The following is a 13,544-nucleotide window of genomic DNA, read 5'->3' as shown; positions in this document are numbered from 1 at the left end:
CCACCACCGGAGGCCTTGGCACACTGGGCCCGTGTCCCGAACCGTGCTGCTCGCCGAAGACGACCGCGCCATCCGTCATGCCCTGGAGCGCGCCCTGACCCTGGAGGGCTACCGGGTCACCGCGGTCTCCGACGGAGTCGAGGCGCTGGCGCAGGCCCACCGCACCCCGCCGGACGTGCTGGTCCTCGATGTGATGATGCCGGGGATCGACGGCCTCCAGGTCTGCCGGGTGCTGCGCGCGGAGGGCGACCGCACGCCGATCCTGATGCTGACGGCGCTCGTGGAGACCGCGGACCGGATCGCCGGACTGGACGCGGGCGCCGACGACTACGTCGTCAAGCCGTTCGACGTCGAGGAGGTCTTCGCCCGGCTGCGTGCGCTGCTGCGCCGCACCGACCCGGTCACGAAGGACGCCTCCCCCGACGCCCACGTACACGTACACGTGCCGAGGCAGGCACCGCCGCCCGAGCGGTGTCTGGAGGCGGCCGGCGTGCGGATGGACCCGCAGGCGCGCCGGGCCTGGCGCGGCGGGCGGGAGCTGGAGCTGACCCGCACCGAGTTCGAGCTGCTGGAACTGCTGGTGCGCAACGCGGCCATCGTCCTCGACCACTCCACGATCTACGACCGCATCTGGGGCTACGACTTCGGACCCGGCTCCAAGAACCTCGCGGTCTACGTCGGCTATCTGCGCCGCAAACTCGACGAGCCGGGCGCGCCGCAGCTGATCCACACGGTGCGCGGTGTGGGTTATGTGCTGCGGGAGGACTGAGTGGGCCGCCTGAGGCGGCTGCTGGCCAGACGGCGGCCTCGGCTCCTGTCCCTGCGGACCACGTTCGCGGTGTCGTTCGCGGCCGTGACCGCCGTCGTCACCGTCCTGGTCGGCGTCCTGTCGTACTCGGCCGCCGCGCGGCTCGTCCGGGTGGACCAGGAGTCCGTGTTCGACGAGGTCGTGCAGGACCTGCGGGCCGAGGTGCGGCAGCAGCCCATGGCGCCGGGGGACTTCTCCTCGGTGGCGCCGGGCCACGACATCGTGCGGCCCGCCCGCACGGACGTGCAGGTGCTCGGACCGGACGGCACGGTCGTAGACCCCGGCAGCCCGGGACTGCCGGTCACCGACGCCGACCGGACGATCGCGCACGCCGCCCCGTCCGGGCGGATGACCGTGCACAAGGACGTGGACGTCGGCAGCGATGTCTACCGCATCGCGACCGTTTCTCTCGGCGACGGCCAGGGCGCGGTGCAGGTCGCGCAGGAGTTCAGCGACACCGAGGACCTGCTGCGGGCGCTGCAGCAGCGCACGCTGATCCTGATGGCCGCGGTCGTGGTCGCCGCGGGCCTGTTCGGCTGGTGGCTGGCCCGGCGCATCACCCGCCGGCTGATCATCCTCACGTCCGCCGCCGAGGACGTCGCCCGCACCAGGCGCCTCGGCATCGAGGTGCCCGTCACCGGCTACGACGAGGTGGGCCGCCTCGGCCGCGCCTTCGACCGCATGCTGGGCCGCCTCGCCCAGTCCGAGGAGGACCAGCGGCGCCTGGTCCAGGACGCGGGACACGAGCTGCGTACGCCGCTGACCTCCCTGCGGACGAACATCTCGCTGCTGCGCCGTATCGACGAACTCCCCCCGGCCGGCCGTGACGAACTGGTCGCCGACCTCGGCCAGGAGGCCCGCGAACTGACCGACCTCGTCAACGAGCTGGTCGACCTCGCGGCAGGGCAGTCCGACAACGAGCCGCCGCAGCGTGTCGACCTCGCCGACATCGCCGAGGACGTCGCCGGCCTCGCCCGGCGCCGTACCGGGCGGGAGATCCTGGTCCGCGCGAGCGGCGACACGACGACCGACGGCAGGCCGGGCCTGCTCCAGCGGGCGGTCTCCAACCTCGTGGAGAACGCGGCGAAGTTCGACAGCGAGGGCACCGCGCCCATCGAGATCGGCGTCGCCGGGCCCGCCCGGCCGGGCACGGTCCGCGTCGAGGTCCTCGACCGCGGCCCCGGCATCGACGACGGCGACCTCGTCCGCGTCTTCGACCGCTTCTACCGCGCCGCCGGCGCCCGCTCCCTCCCCGGCTCCGGCCTCGGCCTGTCCATCGTCCGCGAGGTGGCCCTCGCCCACGGCGGAGCACCGTTCGCCTTCCGGCGGGACGGGGGCGGGACCGTCATCGGGTTCACGGTGGGCGGGGGGTCGGCCAGGCCCCTGCCTCCGGTCAGCCCTTGACCGCCGAGCCGGCCACCCCCTGCACGAACCAGCGCTGGAAGAAGGCGAAGACCACCAGCACGGGCAGCACCAGCAGCACCCCGAAGGCGAGGATCTGGCCCCAGTCCGGGGGCTGCTGTCCCTGGAAGACGCTCATCTCCAGCGGGAGGGGACGCACCGACGGGTCGGAGACCATCAGGACCGGCCACAGGAACGAACCCCACTGGGTGAGGAAGGTCAGGATCGCGACCGAGGCGAACACCGGCTTCGACATCGGGACGATGATCGCGAAGAAGGTGCGCCAGGGCCCCGCGCCGTCCAGCCGGGCCGCCTCCTCGATGCTCGGCGGGACCGAGCGGAAGAACGTGTGGAACTGGTAGACCGAGAAGGCGTTGGCGATGAACGGCAGCGCCTGGATGTAGAGGGTGTTGCGCTGGTCGTTGAACAGGTAGAACAGCGGCACGGCCACCGACTCGAACGGGACCAGCATCAGCAGCAGGACGAGCGTGAAGACGGCTTCCCTGCCGCGCCACTTCAGCCGTGACAGGCCGTACGCGGCCATCGAGTTGACGAACAGTCCCCCGGTGACGACCACGAACGCGACGAGCAGCGAGACGCCCATGAAGCGCCAGAAGTAGCCGCTGCTGTCGGAGTCGAGCGCGTCGAGGACCTGCGCGTAGTTGTCGAAGGACAGATGCGTGGGGAGGAAGCCGGAGAGGCCGCTGAGCACCTCGTCGGAGGGCTTGAGGCTGCCCAGGAACAGATACAGCACGGGCAGGACGAAGACGAACGACAGGACGCCGAGGACGGTGTAGTCGGCGAAGCGGCGCAGGGGCGCGCGGGTCGTGGCCATGGGGATGTCCGTCCTAGTTATCGGGGCTGTCGGGGTTGTCGGGCCGGACGACGCGGCGCTGGACGAGGGTCAGGGCGACGACGATCGCGAAGAAGACGACGGTGATCGCGGACGCCTGGCCGATGTTGTTCTGGTCGAAGGCGGTCGTGACGGCCTGGTACATCACGGTCCGGGTGGCGTCCTCGTCGAGGCCGCCGCCGTGGATGAGCACGTAGACCTGGTCGAAGACACGGAAGGACAGCACCGAGGTCAGCATGGCGACGAACACCAGGGTGCCGCGGATGCCGGGCAGGGTGACATGCCGGAACTGCTGCCACCGCGTGGCCCGGTCGAGCTGCGCGGCCTCGTAGAGCTCGCCCGGTATCTGCTGGAGGCCGGCGAGCAGGATCACCATCTGGAAGCCGACGCCCTGCCACACGGACAGCACGATGATCGAGGCCATGGCGGTGGCGGCGTCCCCGAGCCAGTCGAACGCGCCCCATTTGCCGAAACTCACCGCGTGCAGCGCGGAGTTGAGCAGGCCCTGGTCGCTGCGGGCGAGGATGAGCCGCCAGATGACGGCGACCAGCGTCATCGGGAAGACGACCGGCATGAAGAACAGGGACCGGAACAGCCCGATACCCTTGAGCTTCCGGTTCAGCAGGATCGCCAGGGCCAGCGCCAGACCCGTCTGCAGCGGTACGACGACCACGGCGAAGGTCAGGTTGTTGAGCAGGGCCCGCAGAAACGGACCGGACAGGTCGGGGTCGGTGAACAGCCGCCGGTACTGCTCCACGCCGAAGAAGCTCGGAGCCAGCGGTGAACCGAGGCGCACGTTGGAGAAGGAGAGGACGACGGCGTACCCGAACGGGATGCCGACGAACGCGATCAGCCCGGCGACGGCGGGGGCGGACATCAGCAGTCCGTGCACCCCGTCGCGGCTCCTGCGCGCAGGCCGGGCGGATCCCACGGCCGTCATGGGCGGGGTCTGCTCCCGGTCAGGGGCCGCGGCGGGCGCGGGTTCCACGGTTTTCACGGGTGAGTCCCCTTACGGGATCTGGTAGCCGGCGTTGTCCGAGAAGTCCCGGTCGATGGCGCGGGCGGCCTTCGCCAGGGCGTCCTTCGGGTCGGCGCCGCCGTAGACCGAGCTGAGGGCCTCGCTGAACTTGGCGGTGACCGTGGGGTATCCGGCGGTCACCGGGCGGGTGACGGCGACGCAGGACGTGTCGACGCTGCTCGCGCCGCAGGGCTTGGTGAGCTGGTCGGCGTACAGCTGGAGCGGGCCGCCCTGCTGGTAGAGGGCGCTCGCGGCGAGCGCGGACTTCGTGGCGGGCGGGGCGCCGTTGGCCTTCGTCATCGCGGTGACGTTGGTGTCGTTCAGGAGGTAGTCGAGGAAGGCGCCGGCGGCCTTGCCGTTCTCGGAGCCCGCGCCGATGCCCCAGGCCCAGGAACCCTGGCCGGTCTTGGGGCCGTTGCCGAAGTCGGGCAGCGGCAGTACGACGAGGTCGTCGCCGAGGGCCTCGCTGTAGGCCGGGTACATCCAGTGGCCGACCCAGCTGAGTGCGACACGGCCCTTGGCGAAGGCGTTGCCGTCGGTGTTCGGATCGACGTACCGCTTCCAGGACTGGAAGGTCCTCAGCGCCGAGACCACGGCCGGGGTGTCGAGCGCGCCCTGCGCCTTGCCGTTCTTCAGCAGCGAACCGCCGGCCGACCAGACGACCGGGGCGAAGCCGTAGGTGCCCCACTCGTTGGCGTAGCCGTTGTTCTCCTGGAGGTCGAGGGGCTTGCCGTCGGAGTCTTTCGCCTTGAGCGCCTTGAGCGCGGCGGTGAACTCCTCCGCGGTCCAGGCGTCGGCGAGGCTCGTCGGGTACTTCACCCCCGCCGCGTCGAGCAGCTTCTTGTTGCCGTAGATGCCGAGCCCGGAGTCGTACATGCCCAGGCCGTAGTGCTTGCCGCCGATCTCGCCCTGCGCCTTGATGGCGTCGGTGGCGTTGGCCATGGTCTTGAGGGAGACGTACCCGTCGACCGGGGCGAGTTTCTTGTTGTAGACGAAGTTCGCCATCGTCGGACCGTCGAACTCCAGCACGTCCGGCAGCTGGGCGGCGTCGGTCGCGGTGATCGTCTTGGTGTAGTCGTTGCCGGGTATCAGCTTCAGCTCGACCTTGATCTTGTCCTGGGAGGAGTTGAAGGACTTCACCGCGCTCTGCAGGGCGGCGTCCTCGCTCTTCTGCCCCTGATGGGCCCAGACGCTGATCGTGCCCTTGCCGCTGCCTGCGTCCGCGGACGTGTCGGTACCGCTGCCGTTGCCTCCGCCGCAGGCGGCAAGGGCCGCGAGCGGCAGGACGAGGGCGGCGCCCGAACAAGCGGCGCGGCGGAACCTTCTGTTGGTCGAGCTCATGGTCTGTGCCTCCGTGCGGTGCGGGGTGCGGACTGCGGTGGTGGTTTCCGGCGTGGGGGTACGCGGACGTGCGGCCTGACGGCCGTACAAGGAGTCGATCGAGGATTCGATCGAGGATTCGATCGAGGGGTCGATCGAGAGGTCACTGAACGCCGCGCGGGCGCGGCGGCGCGGTCGTCTCGCGCAGGACGAGACGGATCGGCATCTCGACGTGCCCGGGCGGCTCGGTGCCCGGCTCGTCGAGCTGCCGCAGCAGCAGCCGGGCCGCCTCGGTACCCTGGCCCGCGACCGGCTGGGCGACGGTGGTCAGCCCGACGACGTCGGAGAGTTCGTGATCGTCGAAGCCGACGACGGACACGTCGTCCGGCACCCTCAGCCGGTGCCGGCGCAGGGCACGCAGCGCGCCCATCGCCATCTCGTCGGACTGCGCGAACACGGCGGTGGGCGGCCGGGACGCGGCCAGCAACTCGGTCATGGCCCGCTCGCCGCCCTCGACGGTGTACTCGCCGTCCGCCTCCAGGGCCGGATCGGGCTCGATCCCGGCGTCGGCCAGCACGTCCAGATAGGCCTGGCGACGCGCGACGGGCGTGGTCCAGTGCAGCGGCCCGCTCGTCCCGCTGATCATGCCGATACGGCGATGGCCGAGGTTCACCAGATGCCGTACGGCGCTCTCGGCGCCGGCGCGGTCGTCGATACCGACGACGGTGAAGCCGGGCCGGGGGCCGCCGACCGCGGCGGCCAGCGGCACGCCCAGCGAGCGCAGAGCGGCCGACTCGTCCTCGTCGGGGATGAGCAGCGACAGCACGGCGTCCACGCGCTTGCGGACCGGGAGCTTGGTGAAAAAACGCTTGCGTGTCTCCGGTGAACCGAGGTTGTACAGCAGGACGTCGTATCCGGCGGCGCTGAACACCTGCTCGGCGGCGTCCAGCACGGTGCCGAAGAACCAGCGGCCGATGTACGGGGCGACGACGCCGATCGTGTACGTGCGGCCGCTGGCCAGGCTGGACGCCGAGCGGGACGCCGTATAGCCGAGTCGTGCGGCGACGGCCGTGATCTGTGCCCGCACCTCGTCGGACACGCCCGGCCGGCCGCGCAGGGCGCGGGACACGGTGGACGCCGAGACTCCGGCTGCGCGGGCGACGTCGTTGATGCTGACCGTCACGACACTTTTCTCCCGTCGTTTTCACGTCTGTGCGTTCTGTGGGTGTCGTGACCGTAGACCCGGCCTCTTGGTTGCGCAAGCGTTTGCGTTCAGATTTACTTGGGCCGATTCTCCAGCTGGACCTTTGATGTCACTGGTCAGCGCACGCGTTTGAGCGCTGCGAGCCGACAGGAATGTGCATGCGATACGCCCCGCCCGGCCTCTGTCTGAACGACTTCGCCGTGCTCCTCGACGACGACGGCACCTACGCGGTGCTGCATCTTCAGGGCCCGTGGACGGCCGAGTTCGACCATCTGCGGATGGAGACGTCCTACGGCCGGGCCACCTCCGCCGATCTGGTCCGCTGGCAGCCGGAGGGCAGCGTGTTCGGGAACGGGCTGCCCGGGCGGTTCGACCAGCAGGCGGTGTGGACGATGCATCCGGTGCGGCTCGGTGAGGGCGACGCCGGTTCCGGCGGCGGCGTCGGCGGCGGCGGAATGGCGATGTTCTACACCGGCGTGAGCGGATTGACGGAGGGGGGCCGGCCGTTGCAGTCGGTCGGGCTGGCGTACTCCGAGCGCACCGACGGGACCGGCTGGCGGCGACATGGCACGGGGCCGGTGGTCGAGGCGGACGCGCGCTGGTACCTGACCGGGGAACACATGGGCTGGCGGGACCCGTTCGTCGTACGCGACGACGAGTCGGACGGGTGGGTGATGGTCGTCTGCGCCGCGGACGCCTCGCTGCCGGTCGAGGCGAGCGGGTGTGTCGCGTGGGCGACGTCGGACGATCTCGAGCACTGGACCGTGCAGCCGCCGCTCGTCTCACCGGGGGACGTCGACGAGTTGGAGTGCCCCGTGCTGGAGCGTCTCGACGACGGCAGTTGGCTGCTGCTGGGGTCGATCGGGGCCACGCGGGGGGTCGAGGCGTGGACCGCGCCGCGGTTGCGGGGGCCGTGGACGCGGCGTGGTCCGCTCGGGCCTGCCGGCGCGTACGCGCCGCGTGTGATCGCTGCCCCGGACGGCTCGCGGGTTGTTCTGCACACCACGCCGCGTCGCGTCGGTCTCTCCGACTCCGGGGAACGCTGCCGGGGGATGCTGTGTCAGCCCAAGTCCCTTGTGGTGCCCGGTGATTCCGCCCCTCGGCTCGAATGGTGGGGTGGTGTGGACGGGTGGCTCGGGGAGGAGACCGAGCGGGCCGTTCTGCACGCGGTCGGGGATGTCGGCGTTCCGGGACCGGTTGAGATCACTCTGCGGAGGGGGGAGGCGGGCGGCCCTGCGCTGGTCGTCGCCTGCGACGGGAAGGATCTCTGGGTCACCGGTCCGGGTGGGGAGCGGCTTGCGGAGACCGCGCTGACGGAGCCGGCGGGGCGCCTGCGGATCCTCACGATCGGGGAGTACGTCGAGGTCTATGCGGACGGGGTCTTCGTGCTGACGACGCTGTGCTACACGGGGCGGCCGGTGCCGTGGACCGCGGTGTCGGAGGGGCGGGAGTGGACGATCCCGGTCCGTCCGGTGCGGCTGCCGGACCCCGACCGCGATGACGCGTCGGCCGTCTGGCCGGGCCCGCGGGGCAGCTGACGGCTGTCGCTTCTGCGGGGGGTGCGGGGCGGGTGGGTCGCGCGGCCCGGCGCCGGCGGGGTGCCGCCTGCGGCCACCCTTGCTGGCCTGGCGGCGCGAATATCCGCAGTGGGGCGGGCGGGTGTGCCCGTTGCCGTGCTGGCGGCCGTCGTTTTGCGGGGCGGGTGGGTCGCGCGGCCCGGCGCCGGCGGGGTGCCGCCTGCGGCCACCCGTGCCGCCCCGGCGGCACGAATGCCCGCAGAGGGGCGGCGCAGGAGGAGGGGCGGGGTGTGAAAACCCCGGCCCTCCTCGGGGGTTGGCCGGGCTCAGTGCGTGGTGAGCCACGCCGCCTGGTCCGGTGCCAGCAGGCCGTCCTCCACGGGGCCGCTGGTCAGCAGGATCGCGTCGTGTTCCGGCAGCTCGTACGGCTCGGTCGACAGGTTGATCACGCAGACGAAGCCGGGGGCGCGGCGGAAGGCGAGGACTCCTTCCGGGGCGTCCAGCCAAGTGAGCGTGCCGTCGCCCAGTGCGGGCTGCTCGCGTCGCAGGCGCAGGGCCGTGCGGTAGAGCTCCAGCATCGACGTCTCGTCCCCGTGCTGCGCCTCCACACTGAGCCCGCCCCAGTCCCCGGGCTGCGGCAGCCACGGTGCGGCGGAGGCGCCTTCGGGGCTGAAGCCGTACGGGGCGGTCTGCCCGGACCACGGGATCGGCACCCGGCAGCCGTCGCGGCCGCGGTCGGTGTGTCCCGAGCGTTCCCAGGTGGGGTCCTGGAGGACGGACTCGGGCAGATCCTCGACCTCGGGCAGACCGAGCTCCTCGCCCTGGTAGATGTACGCGCCGCCGGGCAGGGCGAGCATGAGCAGGGCGGCCGCGCGGGCCCGCCGGGTGCCCAGCCGGAGGTCCAGGGGGCCGGTGGGCTCGTAGCGTTCGTTGGCCAGCCACCGCTTGACGGTCGTACGGCCGTAGCGGCTGGCGTGGCGCATGACGTCGTGGTTGGAGAGCACCCAGGTGGCCGGCGCGCCCACCGCACCGAGCAGGGCGAGCGAGTCGTCGATGACCGTCCGCAGGTCCTTCGCGTTCCAACTGGACATCAGGAAGTCGAAGTTGAACGCGGTGTGCAGCCCGTCCCGCCGGACGTAGGCGGCGAGCCGGTCGGGCGTGTCCGCCCAGGCCTCGGCGACGAACGAGCGGTCACCGGGGAACTCGTCGGCCACCTTGCGCCATGCGCGGTAGATGTCGTGCACCTCGTCGCGGTCCCAGTGGGGGTGGTCGACGTGCTGCCGGGGCCCCTCGTCCGCGGGGTCCCGGGAGGCGAGCGGACCCAGCACCGCCGGCGCCTGACGGGGCGGCAGATCGGGCAGCTCGGGATGCTTGATCAGTCCGTGCGCGACATCGATACGGAACCCGTCGACGCCCCGCCCGAACCAGAACCGCAGGATGGACTCGAACTCGTCCCGGACGTCGGGGTGTTCCCAGTTGAGGTCGGGCTGCTGCGGGGCGAACAGATGCAGGTACCACTCCCCGTCGGGCAGCCGTGTCCAGGCCCGGCCGCCGAAGCAGGACACCCAGTCGTTGGGCGGTTCGGCGCCGTCGGGCCCGCGCCCGGGCCGGAAGACGTAGCGCGCCCGCTCCGGGCTGCCGGGCCCGGCGGCCAGCGCCGCCCGGAACCAGGCATGCTGGTCGGAGGTGTGGTTGGGCACGATGTCGGGGATGACGCGCAGCCCGTACCGGTGCGCCTCCTCGATGAACTGCTCGGCCTCGGCCACGGTGCCGAACAGCGGGTCGATCTCGCGGTAGTCGGCCACGTCGTAACCGTGGTCCGCCATCGGCGACTTGTACCACGGGTTGATCCAGAGGGCGTCGACGCCGAGGTCCTTCAGATACGGCAGACGGGAGCGGAGGCCGGCGATGTCGCCGACGCCGTCGCCGTTCCCGTCGGCGAAGCTGCGGATGTAGACCTGGTAGATGACGGCGCTGCGCCACCAGGGTGCGTTCCGGGACATGGGGGGTGATTCTCCTTCAGGGTTCGGGGAAGGCACGGTGTCTACTTCGCTGCGCCGGCGGTGAGTCCGGCGACGATGCGGCGCTGGAAGAACAGCACCATGACCACCAGCGGCACGGTGACGAGCACGCCCGCCGCCATCTGGCTGCCGAAGGGGGTCTCGAACTGGGTGGCGCCGGAGAACTTGGAGATGGCGACCGGCGCCGTCTGCATCTCGGGCTTGTTCGTCATCGTCAGGGCGATGAGGAACTCGTTCCAGGCGGCGATGAAGGTGATGATCGCCGTGGTGAAGATGCCCGGTGCCGCGAGCGGGACGATGATCTTGCGGAACGCCTGGCCGCGGGTGCAGCCGTCGATCATGGCGGCGTGCTCCAGCTCGTCGGGCATCTGCCGGAAGAACGTGGTCAGGTTCCACACCGCCAGCGGCAGGGCGAAGGACATGCTGGGCACGATCATGGCCTGGTAGGTGTTGATCCAGCCGATGTCCGTGAACAGCTGCAGCAGCGGGACCACGATCGACACGACCGGGAACATCGAGGTGGCGATGACCAGGGTGAGGATCAGCCGCTTGAACCGGAACTCCAGTCGGGCCATCGCGTAGGCGGTGAACGTGGCCAGCAGCAGCGCCAGCGAGGTGGTGATGCCGGCGACGATCAGGCTGTTGAGCAGCGCCCGTGTGAACCCCTGGGAGGGGTCGAACACCGCCCCGAAGTTCTCGAAGGACACCGGTGAGGGAAGCAGCGAGGTGTCGAAGATGTCGGAGGTGCGCCGCAGGCTGGAGACCAGCATCCAGTAGAACGGGGCCAGGCAGTACCCCACCACCGCGACGACACCCGCGTACGGCAGCCAGGTGCGCCATTTCGCCGTCGTGCTCATGCGGACACCTCCGCACGGCGCGGCGCCGGGATGCGCCGGCGCCCGCCTTTGTTGCCGCGGCGCCGGCCCGCCGCAGCACCGTCGCCGACCAGATCGGCGCCGAGCAGCCGGACGAAGGCGAGCGCGATGAGGAGGACGTAGAGGAAGAGGAGCACGGCGTAGGCGGCGGCCGGTCCGAAGCGGACGTTGGACGCCTCGTTCTGGGCGAGCATGGACAGGGTTTCCACGGAGTTCTTCTGGGCGCCGATCAGGATGTAGGGCAGGTCGAACATGCGCAGTGCGTCCAGGCAGCGGAACAGGACCGCCACCAGCAGCGCCGGCTTCACCAGGGGCAGGGTGATGTGCCAGAACTGGCGCAGCGCGCTCGCCCCGTCGATCCGGGCCGCCTCGTACACCTCCTTCGGGATCACCTGGAGGCCTGCCAGGACGAGCAGTCCGATGAAGGGGGCTGTCTTCCACACCTCGGCGACGATGACCGCGACCTTGGCGTGGAAGCCCTCGGTGGTCCACAGGATCTGGTGGCCGACGAGGGCGTTGGCGATGCCGTTGCTGTTGAAGATCCACCGCCACAGCAGGCCGGAGATGGCCGTGGGCACCGCCCAGGGCACCAGGATCCCGGCCCGGACCAGGGCCCGGCCCCGGAAGGCCTTGTGCATGATCAGGGCCATGGCCACACCTATCACCGTCTCCAGACCCACGGTGACGACGGTGAAGAACGTGGTGTTCCAGAAGGCGTTCCAGAACCGCTCCCCGGCCGCGCCGAAGATGTCGGCGTAGTTCTTCAGCCCGACGAACGGCTCGGTGGTTCGGATGAAACCCGTCGCGGGATCGAGGCCCTTCGGACCGTGCAGCGACTCGTTCAGCGCCATCAGCGTCGGATAGAGCACCACGATCGTCAGCACCAGGAGCGTCGGGGACACCAGCAGCGCCGCCATCCGCCCCGAGCCCGCGGTGGCGCGGGCCCGCCCGCGCCGGGGGGCCGGCGGTGTGGAGGGCTGCCCGGCGTCGCTGCCGGGACCGTACGCAGGGGTTCCGGGCGGAGTCCTCGTGCCGGCCATGGCTCCGCCCCTCACTGCGCCGCCGACTTCTGCAGGGCCGCCTGAAGGTCCTTCAGCGCCTGCGCGCTGCTCTTGCCGCCGGCCAGAGCGGCGTAGGCCTCCCGCTGGATCGCCGAGGTCACATCGCCGTACTGCACGACCCGCGGACGCGGCACGGCACGCAGGATCGACTCCTTGAGGACGGGCAGGTACGGGTACTGCTCGACCAGCGACGCATCGTCGTACAGGTCCGCGTACGGCGGGGCCAGGGAAGCGTCCTTCAGGAACGTGCTCGCGCTGTCCTCGCTGGAGAAGAACTTCATGAAGTCCAGTGCCGTCGCCTTGTTCTTGGCGAAGGACGACAGCGCCAGGTTGTGACCGCCGAGGCTGGAGGAACCGGGACCGTTCAGACCGGGCAGCGGCGCGACCGCGAACTTCCCCGCCACCTTGCTCTTCTGGGCCAGCGAGTACACGTACGGCCAGTTGCGGTGGAATATCAGCTTGCCGGCCTCGAACGCCTGACGGCCGTCCTCCTCCTGGTAGGTGATGGCCTCCTTGGGAATCGTGCCGTCCTCGACGGACCCGGCGAGGAAGTCCAGGCCCTTCCTCGCCTCGGGGGTGTCGACGTCCGGCTTGCCGTCGGCGTCGGCCACCTGGCCGCCCGCGGAGTGCACCGCCTCGGCGAAGTTCACGGTCAGGCCCTCGTACTTCTGGAACTGCCCGGCGTAACAGGACATGTCCCCGGCCTCGGGAAGCTTCTTCACCCTGGCGCAGTCGGCCGTCATCTCCGACCAGGTGGCCGGGGGCTCGGTGATGCCGGCCTTCTTCAGCAGATCGGTGCGGTAGTACAGCATGCCGCCGTCCGAACTGCCAGGAGCCGCATACAGGTTGCCCCGGTACTTCGCCGTCTCCACCACGGGCCTCAGCATCTTCTGCAACGGGAACCGGTTCTCGGGCAGGCGGTCGATCCACTGGTGGGCGGCGAACTCCGACGTCCACACGACGTCCAGGGAGAGCACCGTGTAGGCGTCGGACTTCGTCTCCGCGTTCTGGATCATCTGCTGCCGCTGCGAGTCCGCGTCCGTGGGCAGCTGGACGAAGGTGACCTTCTCCTCCGGGTGCAGCTCGTTCCAGCGGTCGAGCGCCGCCTGGACGACACCGGTGCTGTCCTTGCCTGCCACGAAGGTGATCGGGCCGCGGCCCTCGAAGGATGCGTTCCCGGCCTGCTGTCCGGAGTCGCTCCCGGACGAGCCGCAGGCGGTGAGCAGGAGCCCGGCGGCGACGAGCGCGGCCGAGCACGGAAGGGCTCTGGCGGTCTGGATCTTCACTGTCTCTCCTGGTCGTGCGGAACCGAACTCTGAGAAGACTCTGGTGTGAGACTGCGTTGTCACGACGATGGGTAGATCAATGTCGCAGGTCAAAGTGCTGAAGGGTTACTCCACAGGGACAGCTCCGACTCCGCTGGGACAACGTTTGCACCGTAGGGATGCACCCAGGGGAAGTCAATG

The 13,544-nt window shown here is 70.5% G+C and carries 11 protein-coding genes; 3 read left to right on the top strand and 8 right to left on the bottom strand.

Annotation, left to right across the window (positions count from 1 at the left end; all coding sequences use genetic code 11):
- Positions 1 to 31 precede the first annotated feature (31 nt).
- Together F7R91_RS23095 and F7R91_RS23090 are read left to right on the top strand one after the other, a co-directional pair.
- Positions 32 to 769, top strand: coding sequence for a response regulator transcription factor (locus F7R91_RS23095; protein WP_150951005.1), 738 nt, complete (start codon positions 32 to 34; stop codon positions 767 to 769).
- Positions 770 to 2,212, top strand: coding sequence for a HAMP domain-containing sensor histidine kinase (locus tag F7R91_RS23090; protein WP_150951004.1), 1,443 nt, complete (start codon positions 770 to 772; stop codon positions 2,210 to 2,212).
- Here the strand turns inward: F7R91_RS23090 and F7R91_RS23085 are convergent.
- The 4 genes from F7R91_RS23085 to F7R91_RS23070 form a co-directional block, all read right to left on the bottom strand.
- Positions 2,202 to 3,044, bottom strand: a complete 843-nt coding sequence (locus F7R91_RS23085; protein WP_150951003.1) for a carbohydrate ABC transporter permease — start codon at positions 3,042 to 3,044, stop codon at positions 2,202 to 2,204. The two genes, F7R91_RS23090 and F7R91_RS23085, sit on opposite strands and share 11 nt — an antisense overlap.
- A 13-nt stretch (positions 3,045 to 3,057) precedes the next feature.
- Entirely contained in the window at positions 3,058 to 4,059 is a 1,002-nt protein-coding gene (locus F7R91_RS23080) for a carbohydrate ABC transporter permease (RefSeq protein WP_150951002.1), read from the bottom strand.
- Between the two features lie 12 nt (positions 4,060 to 4,071).
- Complete coding sequence (locus tag F7R91_RS23075; protein WP_150951001.1) at positions 4,072 to 5,421, bottom strand: ABC transporter substrate-binding protein; 1,350 nt, start codon at positions 5,419 to 5,421, stop codon at positions 4,072 to 4,074.
- Between the two features lie 142 nt (positions 5,422 to 5,563).
- The gene (locus tag F7R91_RS23070; RefSeq protein WP_150951000.1) at positions 5,564 to 6,583 is read right to left on the bottom strand and encodes a LacI family DNA-binding transcriptional regulator; all 1,020 of its coding nucleotides are present in this window, start codon (positions 6,581 to 6,583) and stop codon (positions 5,564 to 5,566) included.
- Positions 6,584 to 6,762: 179 nt separating this feature from the next.
- On the opposite strand from F7R91_RS23070, the gene F7R91_RS23065 reads away from it, so the two are divergent.
- Positions 6,763 to 8,142 (top strand): glycoside hydrolase family protein, encoded by a 1,380-nt coding sequence (locus F7R91_RS23065; RefSeq protein WP_150950999.1) that lies wholly within the window; start codon positions 6,763 to 6,765, stop codon positions 8,140 to 8,142.
- A 305-nt stretch (positions 8,143 to 8,447) separates the two neighbouring features.
- On the opposite strand, the gene F7R91_RS23060 is transcribed toward F7R91_RS23065, so the two are convergent.
- The 4 genes from F7R91_RS23060 to F7R91_RS23045 are packed head-to-tail and all read right to left on the bottom strand — an operon-like array spanning position 8,448 to position 13,364.
- On the bottom strand, positions 8,448 to 10,124 hold the full coding sequence (locus F7R91_RS23060; RefSeq protein WP_150950998.1) for a glycoside hydrolase family 13 protein: 1,677 nt from the start codon (positions 10,122 to 10,124) through the stop codon (positions 8,448 to 8,450).
- A 41-nt stretch (positions 10,125 to 10,165) separates the two neighbouring features.
- Entirely contained in the window at positions 10,166 to 10,999 is an 834-nt protein-coding gene (locus F7R91_RS23055) for a carbohydrate ABC transporter permease (protein ID WP_150950997.1), read from the bottom strand.
- Positions 10,996 to 12,057, bottom strand: coding sequence for a carbohydrate ABC transporter permease (locus F7R91_RS23050; RefSeq protein WP_150950996.1), 1,062 nt, complete (start codon positions 12,055 to 12,057; stop codon positions 10,996 to 10,998). Before F7R91_RS23050 ends, F7R91_RS23055 begins: the two co-directional genes overlap by 4 nt.
- Positions 12,058 to 12,068: 11 nt before the next feature.
- Complete coding sequence (locus F7R91_RS23045; RefSeq protein ID WP_150950995.1) at positions 12,069 to 13,364, bottom strand: ABC transporter substrate-binding protein; 1,296 nt, start codon at positions 13,362 to 13,364, stop codon at positions 12,069 to 12,071.
- Positions 13,365 to 13,544: the final 180 nt, after the last annotated feature.

Source organism: Streptomyces luteolifulvus (assembly GCF_008806595.1).
Taxonomy (GTDB): Bacteria; Actinomycetota; Actinomycetes; order Streptomycetales; family Streptomycetaceae; genus Streptomyces; species Streptomyces luteolifulvus.
Note: the sequence above shows the minus strand (reverse complement) of the source record. Positions and strands in the feature narration are given on the sequence as shown.